The following is a 23,143-nucleotide window of genomic DNA, read 5'->3' on the forward strand; positions in this document are numbered from 1 at the left end:
GGTGGCTGCAACATGCTCATCGGCTCGAAAGACTTGCCGACTGTTATAACGTAACACGCCGAATGGCCAGTGCCCTTTCCGAAAATTCCTGGAATCGCGGGGCATCGTTGGGCTGGCTCTCGGACCGTCGGCCCAGAAAAAAGGCGGGCTCCGAGAAGCCCGCCTGGCAGTCGATCAGAAGCTCTTGCCGAGCTCAGTCCCGGTTGGCGCGAGGCTTGCGCGGACGACCCTCGGGCTTGCCCTCGGAGCGGTTGCCTGCGGGGCGGCGATCCGGCTTGCCCGGGCCGCCGGGCTTCTTGTTGAAGCGCGGCCGCTCGGTCGAACGCTCTGCAGGGCGTTCGCCTCGTGGCGCGGAACGCTCGCCCTTCGGCGGCGCGTCGGCTGAGGCGATCGTGATATCGTCGTCCAGTCCTTCAGCACTGGCGGCAAAGCGCTTGGCGGCCGCGTCCACGATCTCAAATCGGGTTTCCCGATCGAAAATACGGATCGCGCCGATGTCTTCGCGGGTGATCTTGCCCCGGCGGCAGAGGAGCGGCAGCAGCCATTTCGGATCGGCATTGTTGCGGCGGCCAATATCCATGACGAACCACGAGGTCGGCCCGACGTCGCGCGAACGCGGCGCGCGCTCGGCTCGATCGCTGCGCTCGGGGCGGCCGTCGTCCTCACGGCGCGGCTTCACGCTGCGCGGCTCGCCGGGATCGTAGACATCCTCCGGCGCGGGCAGGCGCTGGCGGTACAGGCGCGCGAAGGCGCCGGCGATTTCCTCGGGCGTGCGCTTGGCGATGAGATCGCGCACGACGTCCTGATCTTCCTCGCCGATCTCCTCGGAGAGAATCGGATCGCTCAGGAGCCGTTCGCGATCCAGCGCGCGAATCTCGTCGGCGGACGGTGCCGCCATCCAGTTCGGCTTGATGCGCGCATCCGACAGGAGGCGCTCGGCCTTGCGGCGGCGCGACAGAGATACGAGCAGAACCGATACGCCCTTGCGCCCGGCACGGCCCGTGCGGCCGCTGCGATGCTGGAGCGTTTCCGCGTCGTTGGGGAGTTCGGCATGGATGACGAGGCCAAGGCTCGGCAGATCGATGCCGCGCGCGGCGACGTCGGTCGCCACGCAGACGCGCGCGCGGCCATCGCGCAGGGCCTGCATGGCCTGATTGCGCTCGGCCTGACCGAGTTCCCCGGACAGGGCGACGGCGGCGAAGCCGCGATCGACGAGCCCGGTGTGGAGGTGGCGGACCTGCTCGCGCGTGTTGCAGAACACGATGGCCGACTGCGAGTCGACCTGACGCAGGATGTTGACGACAGCGAGTTCGGACTCGGTCGGCGCGATGCGCACAGCGCGATATTCGATGTCGGCATGGCCGCTATCGCGCGACGTGGCCTCGATTCGCATCGCATTGCGCTGGTAGCGCTTGGTCAGGCTGACGATGGGCTTGGGCAGGGTCGCCGAGAACAGCAGCGTCCGACGCTCGTCGGGCGTGGCTTCCAGAATGAATTCGAGATCTTCGCGGAAGCCGAGATTGAGCATCTCGTCGGCTTCGTCCAGCACGACGACGCGCAGACGGCCGATCAGGAGACGACCGCGCTCCAGATGGTCGCGAAGGCGGCCCGGCGTGCCGACGACGATATGCGCGCCGCGCGCCAGCGCGCGCTGCTCGGCGCGCGGGTCCATGCCGCCGACGCAGGTGATGATGCGCGCATCCACCTTCGAATAGAGCCATTCCAGCTCGCGCTGAACCTGAAGCGCCAGTTCGCGCGTCGGCGCGACCACCAGCGCCAGCGGCTCGCCGGCTTCCGGCAGGGCGTCCGATTCGCCGAGCAGCGTGCTGGCGAAGGCGAGGCCGAAAGCCACTGTCTTGCCGGAGCCGGTCTGGGCCGAGACGAGGAGATCGCGCTCGCCGACACTGGGGTCGAGCACGGCGTCCTGAACGGGCGTCGGGTCTTGGTATCCACGCTCCTCGAGCGCGGCGGCGAGGGCGGGGTGAGTCGGGCGGAAGGGCACCGGATTTTCCTTGAAGACTGTGCCGTTCCATCGAACGACGGCTGATGGCCGTCGCTTCCCGTCATGGCTCCATTGATCACGCGGGATCGCAATCCCTATCGCGCAATGGGCCAGCCTTCCGGCACCCATAGAAAGCCGGCTCGCCGATCCAAACGCGAGAATGACGCGTCTATACGCGCAAACACGGAAGATGGCGACCCCTTGTCGAACAGGGCGCGCATAGGCTCACGAATGGGACCGGGAGCCCTCTGATCAGATCGCCAGTGCGATGTTCAAAGCCGCCAGCCAGAACACCGAAGACAGGAGAGCCCCGATCGTCAGGCCTCGCCCCATGGCGAGGGGATCAAAAGAATGATGCATCGAAGTCCTCCCGTTGAAGGCAGCGTTGGAGGTTTTCCTCGTTTCTAAGCGTCTGCCCTCGATCGTTAAAATTGCACCCTTTTTTCCTTACGACAAAGGATTTTTGCGCACGATTCCTTTTGCGAAGCTGCTGCCGCCGGAAAAAGGAAGATGGTCAACTCCTGAGTTGCGTACCTCGAAGCCTCAATGGATCAGCCGTTCCCGGCTGAGGGTAGAAATTTCCCGTCAAGCTGCCTGCTGCGATCGTTCTTTTCTCTCTTGCGGCCTCGACCGCCCGCTTCGCCGCCTTGTTTGGAATCGTTTCGAAAGCGAGGATCAGTCCATTCTATCGATGGAGTTTGATGTAACCCATGAAACGACTTTCCTTCGGACTTCTCGCCATGGGTCTCGTGATGGCGGCGGTACTTCCGGCCGGCGCGCAGACGACGCTGCTCAACGTGTCCTACGATCCGACGCGCGAACTCTATCGTGACTACAATTCGGAATTCTCGAAGTTCTGGCAGGGGCAGGGCCATGACGCGGTCACCGTTCGCCAGTCGCATGGCGGATCGGGCGCGCAGGCGCGGACGGTCATCGACGGGCTGGACGCCGATGTCGTGACGTTGGCGCTGGAGGCCGACATCGACGCCATCGCCAAGGCGACGAAGAAGATCCCCGCAGACTGGCGCACCCGCCTGCCGCACAATTCCGCACCTTATACCTCGACCATCGTTTTCCTTGTGCGCAAGGGCAATCCCAAGGCGATCCATGACTGGAACGACCTGGTGAAGGATGGCGTGCAGGTGATCACACCCAACCCAAAGACATCGGGGGGTGCGCGCTGGAACTATCTGGCCGCTTGGGCCTATGCCAACAAAGCGTTCGGCAACGATCCGGAAAAGACCAAGCAGTTCGTCGGCGACATCTATCGCCACGTTCCCGTTCTCGACACGGGCGCTCGCGGCTCCACCACGACCTTCGTGCAGCGCGGCATCGGCGACGTTCTCCTTGCTTGGGAGAACGAGGCGTTCCTGGCGCTGGAAGAACTCGGCCCCGATCAGTTCGAGATCGTTGTTCCCTCCATCTCGATCTTGGCCGAGCCGCCGGTCGCGCTGGTGGATGGGAATATCGATGCCAAGGGCACGCGCGAGGTCGCCACGGCCTATCTCCAGCATCTCTACAGCGATGCCGGCCAGACGATCGCGGCCAAGCATTACTATCGCCCCTCCGAGCCAGAGAAGGTGACCGATAAGGCGCTTCTGGAGCGCTTTCCGAAGCTGAAACTCGTGTCGATCGACGATCCGCAGTTCGGCGGCTGGGCGAAGGCGCAGCCTGAGCATTTCGGAGACGGCGGCATCTTCGATCAGATCTACAAGCCGGGCAAGTAAGCGACCCGTTCCCCAAGCGTTCCTCCCACGACTTGGGGACTTCACCCCGGCGGGACTTGTCCCGCCGGGTTCTTTGCACGGATAATGCCGGGTCACGGCAGGAATGAAGGGGTTCACATGCTCGACCGGACGGCTTTCCGGCGGCGGCTTTTTTCGCGCTCAATGCTCCCTCGCGTGGCTTGAGCGATGGCGTCGTCCGTTCTGCCGCGCTTTCGCGCTCCCAGCGTCATACCGGGTTTCGGTCTCGCGCTCGGCTTCACGCTGACCTATTTGACGCTCCTCGTTCTCGTTCCGCTTTCGGCCTTGGTTCTGCGCAGTTCCAGCCTTGGTTGGGAGGAGTTCGTGCGGCTGGCCCTCGATCCGCGCGTTCTGGCGGCGCTGCGCCTGTCCTTTGGCGCGTCCTTCTTCGCGGCGCTCATCAATGCCGTGTTCGGCCTGCTGATCGCCTGGGTGCTCGTGCGCTATGATTTTCCCGGCCGGCGCTTCGTGGATGCCGTAATCGATCTGCCTTTCGCGCTGCCGACCGCCGTTGCCGGCATCGCGCTGACGGCGCTCTACGCGCCCAATGGATGGGTCGGGCAATTTCTGGCGCCGCTGGGCATCAAGGTCGCCTACACCCCGCTCGGCATCGTGGTGGCGCTAGTCTTCGTGTCGCTGCCCTTCGTCGTGCGCACCGTGCAGCCCGTGCTGGAAGAGATCGACGCGGAGGTGGAGCAGGCTGCCGCGACGCTCGGCGCGAACAGGTTTCAGACGGTGACCCGCGTCGTGCTGCCCAGCGTCATGCCGGCTTTGCTGACCGGCTTTGCTTTGGCGCTCGCCCGCTCGGTTGGCGAATATGGCTCGGTCATCTTCATCGCCGGCAACATTCCCTACGTCTCGGAAATCGCGCCGCTGCTGATCGTGATCCGATTGGAAGAGTTCAACTACGGCGGGGCGACGGCGGTCGCGGCCATGATGCTCGCGATCTCCTTCCTGATGCTTCTCGCCATCAACCTCATTCAGGCCTGGAGCCGGCGGAGATACGGTCATGGTGCTTGACGCCTCCTTGGGCGCGACGCCCGATGCACCCACGCGCCGCCGACCGGTGACGAGCGAAGCGCCGGCGGTCAAATGGGCTCTGATCGCCGTCGCGCTGGTCTTTCTTGCCTTCTTTCTGTTTCTGCCTCTGGTCGCCGTCTTCGTGGAGGCCTTCCGCAACGGGCTGTCGCTCTATTGGCAGGCGATCATCGAGCCCGACGCGCTGGCCGCGATCCGCCTGACGCTTCTGGTGGCGGCGATCTCGGTGCCGCTCAATGTCGTGTTCGGCTTGGCAGCGGCCTGGGCGATCGCGAAATTCGAGTTCAAGGGAAAGGCGCTGCTGATCACGCTGATCGACCTGCCATTCTCGGTCTCGCCGGTGATCGCGGGTCTCGTCTACATCCTCCTGTTCGGAGCGCAGGGCTATTTCGCGCCGCTGCTTCAGGGCACGGGAATCCAGATCGTCTTCGCGTTGCCCGGCATCGTGCTCGCCACCGTCTTCGTCACGCTGCCCTTTGTCGCGCGCGAGCTGATCCCGCTCATGCAGGAGCAGGGGACGGGAGACGAGGAAGCGGCGATCTCGCTGGGCGCGAGCGGCTGGAAGACCTTCTTCCGGGTCACGCTGCCCAATGTGAAATGGGCACTGCTCTACGGCGTGCTTCTGTGCAACGCCCGCGCCATGGGTGAGTTCGGCGCGGTCTCGGTCGTTTCGGGCCGCATTCGCGGCCAGACGAGCACGATGCCCCTGCATGTCGAAATTCTCTACAATGAATACAGCTTCTCCGCCGCCTTCGCCGTCGCGTCCATTCTGGCCTTCCTGGCGTTGATCACGCTCGGCCTGAAGGCGCTTCTGGAATGGCGCTATGCCGGCGACATCGCCTCTTCGCGCGGCGGACACTGAGTTTGGGAAACAGCTTCATGGACATCAAAGTTCGCAATATCCGCAAGGAGTTCGATCGCTATCCCGCGCTGCACGACGTTTCGCTGGATATCCGCTCGGGCGAGCTGATCGCGCTTCTGGGACCTTCCGGCTCAGGCAAGACGACTCTGCTTCGGCTGATCGCGGGACTGGAATTCCCGACCGCCGGCCAGATTTTTTTCGGTGCGGAAGACGCGTCCGAGAAGAGCGTTCAAGAGCGTAATGTCGGCTTCATGTTCCAGCACTATGCGCTGTTCAAGCATATGACCGTCGCCGAGAATATCGGCTTCGGTCTCAGCGTTCGCGACCGGGCGACCCGGCCCGGCAAGGCGGAGATCCGCCGCCGTGCCAGCGAACTGCTCGACCTCGTGCAGCTGTCAGGTCTTGAGAAGCGCTATCCCAACCAGTTGTCGGGCGGTCAGCGGCAGCGCGTGGCCTTGGCTCGCGCGCTCGCCATCGAGCCGCGAGTCCTGCTTCTGGACGAACCCTTCGGTGCGCTGGACGCCAAGGTCCGCAAGGATCTGCGCCGCTGGTTGCGCGAGTTGCACGACAAGATCGGCCTCACCACCATCTTCGTGACTCACGATCAGGAGGAGGCGCTGGAACTGGCGGACAGGGTCGTGGTCATGAGCCAGGGCCGGATCGAGCAGGTCGGCTCGGCCGACGACATCTACGACCGTCCCAGCACGCCTTTCGTCTTTTCCTTCATCGGTCAGTCGAACCGGCTTCCCGTCGACGTGCGCGGCGGCGAAATCCGCCATGGCGACATCGTTCTCGGCCGAACCGCCGAGGCCGACGGGCGCTGGAACCTCTATATGCGCCCGCACGATCTCGATCTCGTGGATGCCGGGGCGCCTGGGCTGACAGGCACCGTGTCGCTGTCGCGCCGCGCCGGCGGCTCTCGCATCTCGGAATTCGAGTTCGGCCCGGAGCGGCACCGGATCGAGGTCGAGCTGCCCGCCGATCGGGGCGGCGAGCCCGGCACCGAACTGCGCGTTCGCCCCCGCCGCTGGCAGCTTTACCGCGAGGGCGCGGCGGCCTGAGGGGCAGCCTGTCAGCGCTCGCTCAGCGTCTTCATCACCAGAAAACTCGCCGTCGCCCGGTTCTCGACGCCGAGCTTGGTGAAGACGACCTCCAGATGCTTGTTCACCGTCCTCGGACTGAGATCGAGGATGGTGGCGATGTCGCGGTTGGATTTGCCGCGTGTCAGCCAAAGAAGCACGTCCGCCTCGCGGGCGGTGAGATTGAAATGCCGGCGCAGCAGGGCTTCCTCGCCAGCCGTATCGTCCACCGTCAGGCGGAAGAGATGCTCGTTCTCGCCCACCTTTCCGAGCGGGCTGAGTTGAAGGCGCACTCCGTCCTCCGACATCAGTTCGCCGCCTGGCGGCGGAGGCGGTTGGGAACCGGCACGAAGCCAGTCGCACAGCGCGGTGGGCAGGGCAGGCCGCCCATCCTTATCAGCGAGGACTCCGGCCAGAAGCCGCGTCGCCTGCGGTGTCGACCAGAGAATGAGACCGTTGCCGTCGACAGCCAGAAGAAACCGGCCGGCCGTGTCGAGCGCGGCGCGGGCGTTCTGGGCCGCGCGCGCATTGGCAAGATGCACGCGCATCCGCGCCAGAAGCTCGTCCGGCACGATGGGCTTGGTGACGTAGTCCACACCGCCCGCTTCCAGCCCACGCACGACATGTTCCGTTTCCGCGAGCCCCGTCATGAAAATCACCGGCACATGGCGCAGCGCGGCGTCGGCCTTGAGGCGGCGCGTCGTCTCGAACCCGTCCATGCCCGGCATGACGGCGTCCATCAGAACGATGTCGGGCGTGATGGCCTCCGCGATCCCGAGCGCCTGCGCGCCGTCGAGCGCGACGAGAACGGTTGCCCCGCCAAGCTCGATCGCGTCCGTCAGCATGCGCAGCGTATCGGGCGAATCGTCCACGACGAGAACGATGTCGCGCTCCCGCTCCAGCGTGGACGTTGCCTTGCTAGTCATCCCGCGCGGTCTCCAGCGCCTCTGCCAGCCGCTTGAGATCGAATCCGCTGAGGTGAACCTTCATCGCCTGTGTGAAGGGTCGATATTGCGGATCGTCGTCCAGAGCGGCCAGCTTCTGTTCGATCCCCCTTGCATAGCCGATCCGGCAGAAGCGGAGAAGTTCGGCGATGTCGGCGGGCGGAGGAAAGCGGAGCGGTTGGGTCACCGGCTCGGCGGCTGGCTTGGCGGTCGCGCCCGTCCATTCCAGTCCGAGCACATCGCGCACCGTCGCCAAGAGTTGGCGCAGGTCGAAGGGTTTGGGCAATTGGGCCGCCGCGTCCGACCCGCTCTCGCCCGCGCGGGGCGCTTCGGCGAAGGTGGCTGAGAGCATGACCGTGCGTCCCGTCTGGCCGCTGGCCCGCAGCGCTTTCGTCAGTTCCCATCCGTTCATACCGGGCATCTGGACATCCAGAAGGAAGAGATCAGGCCGCATCTCGGCGGTCACAGCCAGGGCAGCAGGCCCGTCGGGCGCTGTCAGAACGATGAAGCCGAGCGGGCGCAGAACCTCGACCATCAGATCGCGATGTGTTTCGTCGTCGTCCACCACGAGGACCGTGCGGCGCGAGCCGGCATAGCCCTCAATCGCAAGCGGCGCGCCGGGGTCGGTGGAAACAGGGACGATCGCCTCACGCGTGGCGGCGACGGCCGAGAGCATCACCCGCACTTCGAACCGGCTTCCCTTGCCGGGTGTGGAGGAAACCTTGATGTCACCGCCCATGAGATTGGCCAGAAGCCGCGTGATGGTGAGCCCCAGGCCGAGGCCCGGCGCCTTGCCCTGCGCGGCGCTGCCCCGCTCGAACGGCTCGAAGATACGCTCCAACTCAAGCGGTGGAATGCCAGGGCCCGTGTCGGACACGGTGATGATGGCAACCTGGCTGCGATAGGCGACATCGAAGCCGACGCTGCCGGCTTCCGTGTATTTCACGGCATTGGAGAGGAGATTGATGAGAATTTGGCGCAGTCGCTTCTCGTCGGTCCGCACCACTTCGGGGAGCGTCTCCGGCCGTGTGAAGCGAAACTCCAGCCCCTTGGCGCTGGCCTGGAGGCGGAACATGTCAACAAGCTGAGCCAGAAAATCGCCGAGGCGCACCTCGCCGCGCTGGAGCTGAAGCCGCCCCGTTTCGATCTTGGAGATATCCAGAAGCCCGTCGATCAGGCCCGACAGATGCTCGGCCGAGCGGCGAATCGTCTTGATGCCGCCCAGCTTGGCCTGCGGAATGGCGATATCCTGTTCCAGAAGCTGGGCATAGCCGAGGACGGCGTTGAGCGGCGTGCGCAATTCATGGCTCATGCCGACGACATACCGGCTCTTGGCCAGACTCGCCGCTTCGGCCATTTCCTTGGCTTTTTGGAGGGCTGCGTCGGTGCGCCGATGCGCCTCGATTTCCTTCAGGAGCAGCTGTGTTTGGCGGGCCGATTCCTCCTGCGCCACCCGCCGCGATTCCTGCGCCAGCACGAAGAACCATGTGGAAACACCAGCCACGATCATCAGCACGAAGAAGGCCGCCCAAAGTGCCTTCGCGATGACGTCCGTATCGTCGGGGCTGGCCAAGATTGCCTGATAGTAGATCAGCGACAGAACGACCGAAATGACGCCCGCCAGAAGGGCGAGGCCGCCGATATAATGGCCGACCTTGGCGTCGATCCTGCGGCGCAACCGCTCCGGCAGGGCGGCCTTGCCCGCCGAGGCCATCTGCGCGGAAAAACGCGCCTTGGGTTTGCAGAGATCGTGGCAACGCGCATCCAGCGAGCAGCAGAGCGAGCAGATCGGCGCGGCATAGGCCGGGCAATAGGCCATGTCCTCGGGCTCGAACGGGTGTTCGCAGATAGAGCAGGTGATCTCCGTTCGCCTCTGCCACTCGGCGCGCGGCTTGCGGGCGAGATAGAACCGTCCGCCCGTGGCAAATGCGATGATGGGCGCGGTGATGAGGGCGACACCCAGCGCCACGAAGGCCGACAACGCCTGCGCCGTCTCCCCGAACACGCCGCCGAAGGCCAGAAGCGCCACCAGCGTCGCCAGACCCATCGAACCCAAGCCCACCGGGTTCAGGTCGTAGAGATGCGCGCGCTTGAACTCGATGCCCTCAGGCGAAAGGCCGAGCGGCTTGTTGATGGCGAGATCGGCGGTGATCGCGCCGAGCCAGGCAACGGCGACATTGGCGAAGAGGCCGAACGTCACCTCCAGCGCCTCATAGATGCCGAGTTCCATCAGGAGGAGCGCGATGGCGACGTTGAAGACGAGCCAGACGACGCGGCCGGGATGGCTATGGGTGAGGCGCGAGAAGAAGTTCGACCATGCGAGCGACCCCGCATAGGCGTTCATCACGTTGATCTTCAGCTGCGAGACCACGACGAAGGCCGCCGTGAGGAACGCCGCTGCCACCGGACTCGGCAGCACGTAGCCGAAGGCGACGTCGTACATATGCGCAGGCTCGGCTGCGTGTTCGGCCGGCACGCCGGCCCGCAGCGCGAGAACAGCGAGGAAGGAGCCGAACAGGAGCTTGGGCGCACCGAGCACGATCCAGCCCGGCCCGGCCGACAAAAGCGCCAGCCACCAGGATCGCGTCGCCGGGTCGCGCCAGGATGTCGTCTTGGGCTTGGGGAGAAAGCGGAGGATGTCCACCTGCTCGCCGATCTGCGGCATGAGCGCCAGAATGACCGAGGCCGCCGCGCCGAACTTCACCAGCGACAGGCCATCCATCTCCCCGGCGTTCAGACCGGGGAAATGCAGCCACGCTTCGACCGAGCCCCAATCGTGCCAAAGGATGAAGCCGACCGGCAGAATGTTGAGACCGATCCACAGCGGTTGCGTGGCCAACTGGAACCGGCTGATCCAGGTGACGCCGTGGGTCACGAGGGGCACGACCGCGACGGCCGAGATGATATAGCCGAGCCAGAGCGGCAGGCCGAAGGCGAGTTCCAGCGCCGCCGTCATGATCGACGCTTCCACCGCGAACAGGATGAAGGTGAAGGTCGCGTAGATTAGCGATGTGACGGTCGAGCCGATATAGCCGAAGCCCGCGCCGCGCGTTAGAAGGTCGATGTCCACCCCATAGCGCGCGGCATAGAGGCTGATGGGCAGGCCGGTCACCAGCAGAAGGAGGCCGACGACGAGAATAGCCAGCGCCGCGTTCGAGAAGCCGAAGGAGAGGGTGATCGCGCCGCCCACGGCCTCCAGCGCCAGAAAGGAGATCGCGCCGATCGCCGTCTGCGACACTTGCGGCGCGCTCCAGCGCCGGGCGCGCTTGGCGGTGAAGCGCAGCGCATAGTCTTCAAGCGTCTGGTTGGCGACCCAGCGATTATAGTCGCGGCGCACCGGAAGGATCCGCTGGCGTCCCGTCATGTCGAACGTCCTGATCAGCGCCAGGAGGGCGCGGCTTCTCCATAGCCGGATCGCACGGCGAGGGGGTACGTCATTTGACGTATACCCGCTCTTCACCATTCCGCCGATGGTCCCCCACGGCGGCAATGAGAGCCGCGACGAATTTGAGGGGACCTTCCATGCGACTTTCCCGAAAGGCCGGCTGGCTCTTGGGCGCTTACGCCGCCACCATGCTCTCGGGCCTCAGCGCCCGTGCCGCCGAGGATACGATCAAGGTCGGCATTCTCCACTCCCTGTCCGGCACGATGGCAATTTCAGAAACGACGCTGAAAGACGCCATGCTCATGCTCATCGACGAGCAGAACAAGAAGGGCGGTCTTCTCGGCAAGAAGCTCGAAGCCGTTGTGGTGGACCCCGCGTCCGACTGGCCGCTTTTTGCCGAGAAGGCTCGGCAGCTGATCGCGCAGGACAAGGTCGCCGCGACCTTCGGCTGCTGGACCTCCGTGTCGCGCAAGTCGGTTCTGCCGGTCTTCAAGGAACTGAACTCGATCCTCTTCTACCCCGTGCAGTACGAAGGCGAAGAGTCCGAGCGTAACGTCTTCTATACCGGCGCTGCTCCCAACCAGCAGGCGATCCCCGCCGTCGACTACCTGATGAAGGAAGGCGTGCAGCGCTGGGTTCTGGAGGGCACGGACTATGTCTATCCACGCACCACGAACAAGATCCTCGAAGCCTATCTGAAGTCCAAGGGCGTCGCGGCCGAGGACATCAAGGTGAACTACACGCCCTTCGGCTTCTCCGATTGGCAGACCGAAGTCTCCGCCATCAAGGACTTCAGCGGCTCCGGCAAGAAGACCGCCGTGGTCTCGACCGTGAACGGCGACGCCAACGTGCCCTTCTACAAGGAACTGGCGAACCAGGGTGTCTCGGCCGAGACGACGCCGGTCATGGCCTTCTCGGTGGGCGAAGAGGAACTCGCCGGCATCGACACCGCGCCGCTCGTCGGCCATCTCGCGGCTTGGAACTACTTCGAATCGGTCGATACGCCCGCGAACGAAGAGTTCATCGCGAAGTGGAAGGAGTTCACCAAGGACCCCAAGCGCGTGACGAACGACCCGATGGAAGCCAGCTATATCGGCTTCAACATGTGGGTGAAGGCCGTCGAGGCCGCCGGCACGACCGATCCAGACAAGGTAATCGACGCGATGGTCGGCGTCGCGGTGCCCAATCTGTCGGGCGGCTATTCCTCGATGGGCGCGAACCACCACATCACCAAGCCCGTCCTGATCGGCGAAATCCAGGCCGATGGCCAGTTCGAGATCGTCGATCAGACGCCCGGCCTCGTGCTTGGCGATGCATGGTCGGATTACCTGCCGGAATCGGCGCCGCTGATCGCCGACTGGCGCAAGCCCATGAGCTGCGGCAACTTCAATACGAAGACCGGCAAGTGCGGCGGCGCCGACGCCAAGGCCGCCTCGAACTAAGCCCCACGCGTCCGCCGATATCAGGCGGATGACCTTGGCAAAACGGCCCCCCGCTGCGGGCGGGCCGTTTTCTCGTCTGATCGGCCGGTGTCTCGGCCCTCCCCAAACAGGCTTTTCCATGTTGAAGACGCTTCGCGCCCGATGGGCGGGTACTTGGGAGGCGCTGGCTTTCGGCCTTGCGTTCCTTCTGGGCCTCGCTCTTGCAACAGCCGGCCCCTCGCTTGCGCAAGGGGCGGACCCCGCTTCCATCATCGCCGGCTTTGCGGGCAAGAAGAGCTTCGAGGAGACCGAAGCCAATGTGCGCGCGCTGGCCGCGACGGGTGATCCCCGCGTGTCGACCACGCTGGACGCGCTAGCCTCCGGCGATCTCTACTACTCCAAGACCGACAACCGCGTCGTGATCGCGAGCGGCAAGGGAACCTCCTTTGCCACCTCCGACCCGCTGACCGGCGCGTCGCTGGGCGATGCGCCGAAGGCGAGCCTGGAAAAGGTTCGCGTCAAGAATTCCATTCGCGCGCTCGTGGCGGAGTTGAAGGGCGGGCTGACGCTCGGCTCCAGCGACCCGGCCGAGCGCATGGCCGCCGCCGTCAGCCTGTTCGATAAGGCCTCGCCCGATCAGCTGGCCGTGCTGGACTCTGCCATCGCCAAGGAAACCGATCCGGCGATACGCGCGCGCTTTGCCGAGGCGAGGGCGGTGGCCGTGCTGCGCTCCGACCGCCCTTCCGAGGAGCGGCGCGAGGCCGCGCAACTCGTCGCTGCGCGCGGGGATCGCGCCGCGCAGAACGTCCTGTCGGGGTTTGTCGCCGATCCTGATCCGGCTGTCGCCAAGGCGGCCAGTGCGGGCGCCGCCTCGATCGCGCAGACGATCGCGCTTTGGGGGCAGGCGCAAAACATCTGGTACGGGCTTTCGCTCGGCTCGGTTCTGCTTCTGGCGGCGATCGGCCTCGCCATTACCTTCGGGGTCATGGGCGTCATCAACATGGCGCATGGCGAGATGGTGATGATCGGCGCCTACACGACCTTCGTCGTGCAGCAGACACTCCGCCTCCATGCGCCGCAATGGCTGGACTGGAGCCTCGCGCTCGCCCTGCCGCTCGCCTTTCTCGTCGCCGGTTTCGTCGGCTTCGTCATGGAGCGCGGCATCATCCGCTTCCTCTATGGGCGTCCGCTCGAAACCCTGCTCGCAACCTTCGGCGTGTCGCTGATCCTCCAGCAGGCGGTTCGTACGATCTTCGGCCCGACCAATCGCGAGGTGTCCAATCCCTCTTGGATGTCCGGCTCCTTCGATGTCGGTCTCATGGCCGTTACCTGGAACCGGCTCTGGATCATCGTCTTCGCGCTCGCCGTCTTCGCCGCGCTGCTCTTCGCGCTGAACCGCACCTCGGCCGGCCTCAAGATGCGCGCCGTCACACAGAACCGGCGCATGGCCGCCGCCATGGGCATCCGCACGCCGATGGTGGACGCCATGACCTTCGCGCTCGGCTCCGGCATCGCCGGCATGGCCGGCGTCGCGCTCAGCCAGATCGACAATGTGTCGCCCGACTTGGGCCAAGGCTACATCATCGACAGTTTCATGGTCGTGGTCTTCGGCGGCGTCGGCAATCTCTGGGGCACGCTGGTCGGCGCCATGAGTCTGGGCATCGTCAACAAGTTCCTTGAGCCCTATGCCGGCGCGGTGCTCGGCAAGATCGTCGTGCTCGTCCTCATCATCCTCTTCATTCAGAAGCGCCCGCGCGGCCTCTTCGCCCTCAAGGGAAGGTTCGTCGACGCATGATCACCGCTCGCTTTCTGGGGCCTCGTGCCCTCTGGCTCGCCGGACTTCTCGTTCTCGTCGCCGTGCTCGTGCCCCTCTCGAACCTCGCGCTCGAAATCGGCCATCCCTTGCGCGTACCGGACCATCTCGTACCCCTTCTCGGCAAGTATCTGTCCTACGCCATCCTGGCGCTCAGCCTCGATCTCGTCTGGGGCTATGTCGGCATTCTCTCGCTCGGCCATGGCGCGTTCTTCGCGCTCGGCGGCTATGCGATGGGCATGTATCTGATGCGCCAGATCGGTAGCCGGGGCGTTTACGCCAATCCGGTGCTTCCCGATTTCATGGTCTTCCTGAACTACAAGGAACTGCCCTGGTTCTGGCAGGGGTTCGATCAGTTCTGGTTCGCCGCGCTCATGGTGCTGCTCGTGCCGGGGCTCCTAGCCTTCCTGTTCGGCTTTTTTGCCTTCCGCTCGCGCGTCACCGGCGTCTATCTCTCGATCATCACGCAGGCCCTGACCTATGCGCTGCTGCTCGCCTTCTTTCGGAACGATATGGGCTTTGGCGGCAATAACGGCCTGACCGATTTCAAGGATATTCTCGGCTTCTCCATCCAGGCCGGCTCGACCCGCGCCGCGCTCTTCGCCGCGACGGCAATCGTGCTCGCGCTCTTCGTCCTGATGGTTTCGGCCGTGACGCGCTCCAAGCTCGGGCTTCTGATGGTGGCGGTGCGCGACGCGGAAAGCCGCACGCGGTTCCTGGGCTGGCGGGCCGAGCATGTGAAGCTCTTCGCCTTCACGCTGTCGGCCGTCATGGCGGGTGTGGCCGGAGCGCTTTACGTGCCGCAGGTCGGCATCATCAACCCTGGCGAGTTCGCGCCGCTCAACTCGATCGAGGTCGTGGTCTGGACGGCGGTCGGCGGGCGCGGCACGATCCTCGGGCCGGTGCTCGGCGCGCTGCTGGTCAATGGCGGCAAGAGCTATTTCACCGCCGCCGCGCCCGAAAGCTGGCTTTTCGTCCTCGGCTCGCTCTTCGTGGTCGTCACGCTCTTCCTGCCGCGCGGCATCGTCGGCACTATCGACCACGGCTGGCGCGCCCTGTCCGAGCGCCGCCGCGCGGCCCGTGCCGAGAAGGGCGTCTCTTCGGACGCTGCCACCAATCCTAGCCCGGCGGAGTGACCCTCATGAGCATGACGAACGCGACCCCGGCGCGCATTTCCCCCCATCCTTACGCGACGCTTCTGGCCGAGGCCCGCGAGAAAGAGGCTGCCGGCCGCCCGCCACGCGGCGAAACGCTTCTCTATCTCAACGGCGTGACCAAGAGTTTCGACGGCTTCAAGGCGATCAACGATCTCTCGCTGGTGGTCGCGCGCGGCGAAATGCGGGCGATCATCGGCCCGAACGGTGCCGGCAAGACGACCATGATGGACATAATCACTGGCAAGACCCGGCCGGACGCGGGGGAGGTCTACTTCGCCGGAAACACCGACCTGACGCGCCATGACGAGGCGGAAATCGCCTCCATGGGCATTGGCCGCAAGTTTCAGAAGCCCACCGTTTTCGAAAGTCATACGGTGGAGGACAATCTGGTTCTCGCACTCTCAGGTCAGCGCGGCATCTTCTCGACGCTGTTTCACAAACGGTCAGAAAGCGATTCCAAGCGGATCGATACAATCCTCGAAACCGTTCGCCTGACGGCCAAGCGGCACCTGCCGGCGGCCGATCTCAGCCATGGGCAGAAGCAATGGTTGGAAATCGGGATGCTGCTGGCGCAGGATCCCGAACTTCTTCTGGTGGACGAGCCGGTGGCGGGCATGACCGACGCCGAAACCGAGGAAACGGCCAAGCTGCTGCGCGAGATCGCCGAGACGCGCTCCGTCGTCGTGGTCGAGCACGACATGCACTTCGTTCGCGCATTGGGCGTGAAGGTGACCTGCCTGCACGAAGGCCATGTTCTCGCCGAAGGCCCGCTGGATCAGGTCTCGGCCGATCCGCGTGTCATCGAAGTCTATCTGGGGCGCTGACCATGCTGAGTGTTTCGAACGTCGATCTCTACTACGGCGCGGCGCAGGCTCTGCGGGGCGTTTCCCTCGAGGCCAAGAAAGGCGAGATCACCTGCGTCCTCGGCCGCAACGGCGTCGGCAAGACCTCGCTCATGCGGGCCATCGTCGGGCAGCAGGCGATCCGCTCCGGACAGATCGCGCTGGATGGCTCCGATCTGAAAGGCGAAGCGCCCTACACGCGGGCGCGTCGCGGCATCGGCTTCGTGCCGCAGGGACGAGAGGTCTTTCCGCTGCTTTCCGTCAAGGAAAACCTCCAAACTGGCTTCGCACCGGTGAAGCGCGGTGAGCGCACCATCCCCGATCATGTGTTCGAGCTCTTCCCGGTCCTGAAATCCATGCTCTCACGGCGCGGCGGTGATCTGTCGGGCGGCCAGCAGCAGCAACTCGCCATCGGCCGGGCCTTGGTGACGCGCCCCAACCTTCTCGTGCTGGACGAGCCGACCGAGGGCATCCAGCCCTCGATCATCAAGGATATCGGCCGAGCCATCCGCTACCTGAAGGAGGCGGGCATGGCCGTTCTCTTGGTCGAGCAATATCTCGAATTCTGCCGGGAACTGGCCGATAAGGTCTATATCATGGACCGCGGGCAGATCGTGTTCGAGGGCGTCGGGGCCGATCTGGACGACCCCGACGTGCGCAAGCATCTGACCGTCTGACGCTCAGGCGCGGATTTCGGGCAGGTCGCGATAGAGGTCCAGAGCCTCGGGGTTCGCCAGAGCCTCCTTGTTTTTGACCTCGCGGCCATGCACCGTATCGCGGACGGCCAGTTCCACGATCTTGCCGCTTTTGGTGCGCGGGATGTCGGAGACCTCCACGATCACGGCCGGAACATGGCGGGGCGACGCGCCCGCGCGGATCGTCCGACGGATCGTGTCTCGCAACGCGTCATCCAGCTGTGCGCCGTTGCGCAGCGTGACGAAGAGCACGACGCGCACATCCCCTTCATGCTCCTGCCCGATGCAGATGGCCTCGTTGATCTCGGGGATTGTTTCCACCTGCGCATAGATTTCGGCCGTGCCGATCCGCACGCCGCCGGGGTTGAGCGTCGCATCCGAGCGGCCGTGGATCACGAGCCCACCATGCTCGGTGCGCTCGGCGAAGTCGCCATGGCACCAGACGCCGGGAAAGCGCTCGAAATAGGCGGCGCGATATTTCGCGCCGCTGTCATCGGCGAAGAAGCCGAGCGGCATCACCGGGAAGGGTTGGGTGCAGACGAGTTCGCCCTTTTCACCCACCGCAGCCGGCTTGCCCTCGTCCGTCCAGACCTCGACCGCCATGCCAAGCCCCGGCTCCTGGATCTCGCCGGGCCAGACCGGTCGCGTCGGATCGCCGAGCACGAAGCAGGAGACGATATCCGTTCCGCCCGAAATCGAGGCGAGATGCAGGTCGGTCTTGATGCCCTCGTAAACGAAGCGGAAGCCTTCGATGCTGAGCGGCGAGCCCGTGGACATCATGGCCCGAAGCTTCGTCAGGTCATGGCTCTCGGCAGGGCGCACGCCGGATTTGCGCAGGGCGTCGATATATTTGGCCGATGTGCCGAAATGGGTCATGCCCTCCCGCGCGGCATAGTCGAACAGCACGGAGGGGGAAGGATGGAAGGGCGAGCCGTCGAAGAGCAGCAGCGCCGCCCCGCGCGCCAGACCCGACACGAGCCAGTTCCACATCATCCACCCGAGCGTCGTGAAGTAGAAGAGCCTGTCTCCCGGCTTCACGTCCGTATGCAGCCCGTGCTCCTTCAGATGCTGAAGCAGAACGCCGCCGGCGCGGTGGATGATGCATTTGGGAGCGCCCGTCGTGCCCGACGAAAAGAGAATGAACAGCGGATGGTCGAACGGCAGACGCTCGAAGCGCAGCTCGTCCGGCGCGAAGTTATCGATATAGGCATTCCAGCCGATCGCCTTCGGCAGCGCGGATAGATCGAGACCGTTCTCTGTCAGTGGAATGACGACGACGCCTTCCAGCGAGGGAAGCTGCGGCAGCACTTCGGCCAGCTTGTCGCGCAGGTCGATGCGCTTTCCTGCATACCAATAGCCATCGACGGTCAGCAGCAGCTTGGGCTCGATCTGGCCGAACCGATCCAGAACACCGCGCGGCCCGAAATCCGGGGAGGCGGAGCACCAGACGGCGCCGAGCGAGGTGGCCGCCAGCATCGCCGCGATGGATTCGGGAATGTTCGGCAAAAGACCGGCCACGCGGTCTCCCGCCGCAATGCCGGCAGCGGCCATGGCCTGTTGCAGGCGGGAGACTTCGGCCCTCAACCGGTTCCAGGACCAGCGGCGCTCGCTTTTGTCTTCGCATAGGGAAATGAGGGCGTCGGCCTCGCCATCGATTCCATCCAACTTGCGCAGGAGGTTTTCGGCGAAGTTGAGCCTGGCTTCCGGCAGGAAGCGCGCGCCGGGCATGGCGCTTTCGTTCTCGATCGGCACCGAGCCCTTCTCGCCGACGACGCCGAAGAAATCCCAGACGGCATCCCAGAACGCGGTTGGTTGTCCCAGCGACCAGTCATGCAGCGCCGGCGTGTCGGCAAAGCTCGACCCCGACCGCTTTTCGCAGAACGCGCGAAACGCCGCCATGCCGGACGCGGCTGCGCGGTCGGCTGACGGGCTCCAGAGCGGAAGGGAAGTGACCATGGATCGGGCCTCGCTGAAACGGGATGAAACGATGGGAGTATGACGCGGGCTCAGGCGTCAAGAAGTCACTGTAAACCAAGTCCACAGATGATCTTGGGAATGAAACATCCTGTTAAAGGCCGTCCTCATACCTTGGCTCCGATACGGAAGGGCCACCGGATGATATCGACGATCGATTACCTCGGGATGCGATTTCTCGACGCGAATCTGACCGGCGTTCGCTCGGCCTTCCGTGAGGCGCTGCGGGGGCGATTCGGCTATGTCGTCACGCCCAATGTGGACCATGTCGTTTCCTATCATCGTGGCGACGCCGCCTTGCGCGAAGTGTATGATGGTGCGCTCTTTCAGATTTGCGACAGCCGCGTCCTATCGCGACTGGCTGGCCTGTCGGGTCTTCACCTGACGCCTTGTCCCGGCTCCGACCTGACGCGGGACCTGCTCGAACGCCCGCTCTTTCCGGCGATGCGGATTGCCGTGATCGGGCCCGATACGGACGCCTTCCGCGATCTCCAGCAGCGCTTTCCCTCGGTGTCTCTGACGCTGATCCCATCGGCGCAAAGGCTCTCCATCGGCTCGCCGGAATGGAAGGAAACGGTGGCGCGCACGGCAGGCACGCGGTGGGACCTGCTGCTCGTCTGCTTGTCCTTTCCCAAGCAGGAGTTCTTCGCGCGCGATCTCGGCCGGGCGGGGCGGGTGCATGGGTTGGCGCTTTGCGTCGGGGCGAGCATCGATTTCCTCACCGGGCGGCAGAAGCGCGCGCCCGAAATCTTTCGCAAGGCCGGGCTCGAATGGCTGCACCGTTTGGCGCAAGACCCTCGGCGAATGGCCTCGCGCTATCTTCAGCGGGGGCCTGCCGTCTTCGCCTTGGCCGGCCGGGAATGGGCGCGACTGCGTCAGGAGGGACCCATGGTGGCGGATCGGCCAGGGTCGCCCAAACGCGTTCTTTTTCTCACGACCGTCATGCCGCACGAGCGGATGACGGGCGGTGAAATCGCCTCCATGAACTTCATCGACGGACTCAAAGCCTCGGGCTGCGACGTTGAGGTCATCGCTTATCGGCGGGAGGGACAGGCGGACGACCTGCCGGTCGGTTTCCTGTCGCCCGTGGACTGGCCGATCGAGAGTGCGGGTCGTCCCGTGCGCAGCGGGGCCTGGATGGCGTCGGCCTTTCTGGCGAGGCGTCCTTATTCCGTGCAGAAATACGTTTCCCGCGCCATGCGCCGCTTCGTGCGCCTGCGCTTGCGCAGCGTGCCCGCGGATCTGGCTGTGGTCGATCATGCCCAGGCCAGTTGGCTTCTTCCGCTTCTGCCTGCCGATCTGCCGACCGTTCTGATCGCCCACAATGTCGAGCATCAGCTCTACGAGGGGCATGGCGACGCCCTGTCCGATGTGGCGAAGCCCCGTCTTCGCGATCGTCTGAAAGCGCGGATCTATCGACGCGAAGGCGAACGGCTCCTGGCGGTCGAGCGACAGGCGATGGCGGGCGTGCGCGAAGTCTGGACCCTGGCGGAAGACGATGCGGCGGCTTTGGCCCGCCTGTCGCCGCAGACGCCGGCTCGCAGTTTCGGCTTGCCCGGCCAACCCTTCCTCTCGTCGGCCGAGGCCCTGCCGGAGCCGACGATCGATGTCGGTCTATTGGGAAGCTGGGTCTGGGACGTCAATCGGGCAGGCCTTGACTGGTTTCTCACGGTCGTCGCACCCCGCTTGCCGGCTCATGTGAAGGTCGTCGTCGGCGGCAAATCGCTCCATCCGCCAGGTACCGTGACAGGTTCCGTTCGCTTCGCCGGATTTGTGCCGGATGCCGGGGCGTTCTTGCGGTCGTGCTCCGTGGTGGTCATTCCCAGCACCACGGGATCGGGCGTGCAGATCAAGACGATCGAGACCCTCGGGCTTGGTGTGCCCACCGTCGCGACGACGGTTGCCCTGCGCGGCATCGACGATCCGCCGCTGGATCTGCGCCTCGCCAATAGCGCGACCGATATGGTCAACGCCATTCTGGAAACGCTGCAAGCACCGCGCCCGGACGGGCGCGATGGCGCGGCCTGGCGTCTGGCGCGCGAGCGGGCCTTCGAAACCGATATTCGAAACGCTTTGTCCGGGCTGTTGTCGCCGCAGACGAGCGATAGGACCTCGAAGGACGCGGCGGATCGTATTCGGTCGACGCGGCAAGCGCCGCCGGCGCGGATCACGGAAGACGCTGCATAGGAGCTATGTGCAGGCAGCGCTTCTCCTGCACGAGCAAAGCTGGTTTATTGAACAGGCAACACTTCCTCCCAGATCGTTGCACGTTTCGAGCCCGCTCCGTCCTCCCCGGAGCGGGCTTTTTCTTTAGGCCTTCCGCCGCCATTTCCCGCCGGGGCGCAGCCGGCGAAACAGCCCGCGCTTGCTGAACGGTTCGAACATCTCGTCCGGTCCTTCGGGATCGAGCACCTCGTTGTCGGCCAGCCATTCTTCGATCGACGTCAGTTCTGGCGGCTCGTAGGGGCGCAGAGACTTGCCGGAATCACGTAACGCTTCGATGGCGGCGATCAGCGAACCGGTTCGCTCGATCTCGGCCGTGACTTCGCTCTGCGATCTGTTCAGATGCTCGCTCAGAAGATCGTCCCGCAGCGCCCGGATCGTTGAGGCCTTATCGAAATTGCCCGGAAGCGCGGTATCAACCGTCACGTCGCATTCCGTGTCGAGGCGCATGGAGCGATTGTTGAGGTTGGACGAACCGACGCGCAGGATGCGGTCATCCACGATCAGGATTTTGGCGTGCACATAGATCGGGTCGCCGCCCTCGGTGAAAGGGTGGTAGATGCGAAACCGTCCATGCCGGTCATGCCGGCGTAGCACTTCGTGCAATCGCGCGCGCGCCGTATCCATCGCCAGCGGTTCCAGCCAGCCTTGCGCGGACAGTGGATTGATCAGGACGATCTCGGGGCCGTCCTCCTCATCCAGGCGTTTGGCAATGGCCTCCGCGATCCGTCGCGAGGCGAAATACTGGCTCTCGGCATAGATCACCCGCCGCGCGGCGGCGATCTGTTCGAGATAGAGGTTCTCGATTTCGAGGATCGGCCCGTGCGACGGATTGGGCGGGCTCGACCGCGATACGGCCATTCTCACATTCTCGAAATGAGGAACCAAGCGCTCCGGCCAGGGATCGTAGACCCGGCCCAGCGGCTCCATCGGTCGCCCGCCGGCATCGTGCCACCGATCGCGCGCGACCTGCGCGAGGGCGAGAGCCATCGGCCCGTCCACGGCCGTCGTCGCATCGTGCCATGGCTTGTGCGGTTTGCCGCTGACCAGCAGACGGCGGGGGTCGTGGTGGATATGGGCGCGCGTGTCCCAGCGTTCCTCGGTCATGTCGATGCCGCCGCAGAAGGCGAGGCTTTCGTCGATGACGACGATCTTCTGATGATGGGAGGCGCCGGGCGGGTGCACGCTGTCGAGCTTGGTGTGAATGCGGTGATGGGCCATCCACTTGAAGACGGTCAGCATGGTCGAGCCGCGCGTCAGCGTCTTCAGAGCTCCCAGGTCCCAGCGCAGAAGGAAGACTTCCAACGCCGGGTTCTGCTCGACCAGCCAATAGATGAAGTCGCCGATCTTTTCAGGTGCGCGATCCCCGGCGGATCGGCCGAGGCGAATGCGGGCGTCGAAGTCCCAGCCGATCAGCACGATGCGCCGCTTGGCCCGCAACATGGCCGCGCGCGCATGGGCGAAATAATCATCCGCATCGATGATCAGCGCGGCGCGATGGGCTTCGGCGACACAGAGGCAGTTTTCGAGGGGTCGAAAGGGCGAAACCTCGGCCTCTCTTGAAAGGGCCGGGGGCGAGGCAGGCGTTTCCGGGGCTCGACCGTGCATGGCGTCCTTCGATGCTTCCAGGCTTTGGGGATCATAGGCTCCCCGATGTGCAGTCCTATGACGCTCAGGCGCCTAACGGGTTCGTGAGAACATGCGTCACGTTGTCGTTCGGGCAAGCGGTGAGGGCGTCGACCGACGGGGTTTGAAGAAATCACGCCTGCGTGAACTCATATAATTTCGATTCAGGGGCTGACGATCGGGAAAAGCTCACCATTCTTTTGCTGCATGGCAGCATCAAAGGCGGTTGACCCCGCATCTCGACGGGCTTGAGTTCCGCCCGGCTTTGACAAACCGACAGCGCTCGACCCGGACGCTTTGATGATCGCTGAGTGGCAGCGATTTCGCGTTGCGGTCC

15 protein-coding genes are annotated in these 23,143 nt (G+C 64.6%); 10 read left to right on the forward strand and 5 right to left on the reverse strand.

Annotated elements, in window-relative coordinates:
- Positions 1-193: 193 nt before the first annotated feature.
- Positions 194-2,002, reverse strand: coding sequence for a DEAD/DEAH box helicase (locus NS365_RS06915; protein ID WP_058599554.1), 1,809 nt, complete (start codon positions 2,000-2,002; stop codon positions 194-196).
- Between the two features lie 710 nt (positions 2,003-2,712).
- Between NS365_RS06915 and NS365_RS06920 the strand changes: the two genes are divergently transcribed.
- From NS365_RS06920 to NS365_RS06935, 4 genes are all read left to right on the forward strand, one after another.
- Entirely contained in the window at positions 2,713-3,729 is a 1,017-nt protein-coding gene (locus NS365_RS06920) for a sulfate ABC transporter substrate-binding protein (protein ID WP_058599555.1), read from the forward strand.
- Positions 3,730-3,915: 186 nt separating this feature from the next.
- The gene (gene cysT / locus NS365_RS06925) at positions 3,916-4,767 is read left to right on the forward strand and encodes a sulfate ABC transporter permease subunit CysT (RefSeq protein WP_058599556.1); all 852 of its coding nucleotides are present in this window, start codon (positions 3,916-3,918) and stop codon (positions 4,765-4,767) included.
- Positions 4,757-5,647, forward strand: coding sequence for a sulfate ABC transporter permease subunit CysW (gene cysW, locus NS365_RS06930; protein ID WP_244498388.1), 891 nt, complete (start codon positions 4,757-4,759; stop codon positions 5,645-5,647). The genes cysT and cysW overlap by 11 nt, the downstream gene beginning before the upstream one ends.
- 17 nt (positions 5,648-5,664) lie before the next feature.
- A complete protein-coding gene (locus tag NS365_RS06935; RefSeq protein ID WP_058599557.1) occupies positions 5,665-6,708 on the forward strand; it encodes a sulfate/molybdate ABC transporter ATP-binding protein in 1,044 nt (347 codons plus the stop codon).
- An 11-nt stretch (positions 6,709-6,719) separates the two neighbouring features.
- On the opposite strand, the gene NS365_RS06940 is transcribed toward NS365_RS06935, so the two are convergent.
- Together NS365_RS06940 and NS365_RS06945 are read right to left on the reverse strand one after the other, a co-directional pair.
- Entirely contained in the window at positions 6,720-7,652 is a 933-nt protein-coding gene (locus tag NS365_RS06940) for a response regulator transcription factor (protein ID WP_058599558.1), read from the reverse strand.
- Positions 7,645-11,034, reverse strand: a complete 3,390-nt coding sequence (locus NS365_RS06945; protein ID WP_058599559.1) for a hybrid sensor histidine kinase/response regulator — start codon at positions 11,032-11,034, stop codon at positions 7,645-7,647. Before NS365_RS06945 ends, NS365_RS06940 begins: the two co-directional genes overlap by 8 nt.
- A 158-nt stretch (positions 11,035-11,192) precedes the next feature.
- On the opposite strand from NS365_RS06945, the gene urtA reads away from it, so the two are divergent.
- From urtA to urtE, 5 genes are all read left to right on the forward strand, one after another.
- On the forward strand, positions 11,193-12,497 hold the full coding sequence (gene urtA, locus NS365_RS06950; RefSeq protein ID WP_193753406.1) for an urea ABC transporter substrate-binding protein: 1,305 nt from the start codon (positions 11,193-11,195) through the stop codon (positions 12,495-12,497).
- A gap of 118 nt (positions 12,498-12,615) precedes the next feature.
- Positions 12,616-14,271 (forward strand): urea ABC transporter permease subunit UrtB, encoded by a 1,656-nt coding sequence (gene urtB, locus NS365_RS06955; RefSeq protein ID WP_153003685.1) that lies wholly within the window; start codon positions 12,616-12,618, stop codon positions 14,269-14,271.
- Positions 14,268-15,425 carry an urea ABC transporter permease subunit UrtC gene (gene urtC, locus NS365_RS06960; protein ID WP_058599560.1) on the forward strand — a complete coding sequence of 386 codons (1,158 nt, stop codon included), beginning with the start codon at positions 14,268-14,270 and terminating at the stop codon, positions 15,423-15,425. Before urtB ends, urtC begins: the two co-directional genes overlap by 4 nt.
- Before the next feature lie 5 nt (positions 15,426-15,430).
- Positions 15,431-16,270 (forward strand): urea ABC transporter ATP-binding protein UrtD, encoded by an 840-nt coding sequence (gene urtD / locus NS365_RS06965; RefSeq protein WP_244498389.1) that lies wholly within the window; start codon positions 15,431-15,433, stop codon positions 16,268-16,270.
- A 2-nt stretch (positions 16,271-16,272) separates the two neighbouring features.
- Entirely contained in the window at positions 16,273-16,965 is a 693-nt protein-coding gene (urtE, locus tag NS365_RS06970) for an urea ABC transporter ATP-binding subunit UrtE (RefSeq protein WP_058599561.1), read from the forward strand.
- A gap of 3 nt (positions 16,966-16,968) precedes the next feature.
- Here the strand turns inward: urtE and NS365_RS06975 are convergent, their stop codons facing one another.
- A complete protein-coding gene (locus NS365_RS06975; RefSeq protein ID WP_058599562.1) occupies positions 16,969-18,939 on the reverse strand; it encodes an acetoacetate--CoA ligase in 1,971 nt (656 codons plus the stop codon).
- Positions 18,940-19,098: 159 nt separating this feature from the next.
- Here NS365_RS06975 and NS365_RS06980 point away from each other — a divergent pair, with 159 nt between their 5' ends.
- Positions 19,099-21,144 carry a WecB/TagA/CpsF family glycosyltransferase gene (locus tag NS365_RS06980; RefSeq protein ID WP_058599563.1) on the forward strand — a complete coding sequence of 682 codons (2,046 nt, stop codon included), beginning with the start codon at positions 19,099-19,101 and terminating at the stop codon, positions 21,142-21,144.
- Positions 21,145-21,267: 123 nt separating this feature from the next.
- On the opposite strand, the gene NS365_RS06985 is transcribed toward NS365_RS06980, so the two are convergent.
- Positions 21,268-22,788 (reverse strand): phospholipase D-like domain-containing protein, encoded by a 1,521-nt coding sequence (locus tag NS365_RS06985; protein ID WP_082684482.1) that lies wholly within the window; start codon positions 22,786-22,788, stop codon positions 21,268-21,270.
- Positions 22,789-23,143: the final 355 nt, after the last annotated feature.

The organism is Aureimonas ureilytica, from assembly GCF_001475935.1.
GTDB classification, from domain to species: domain Bacteria; phylum Pseudomonadota; class Alphaproteobacteria; order Rhizobiales; family Rhizobiaceae; genus Aureimonas; species Aureimonas ureilytica_A.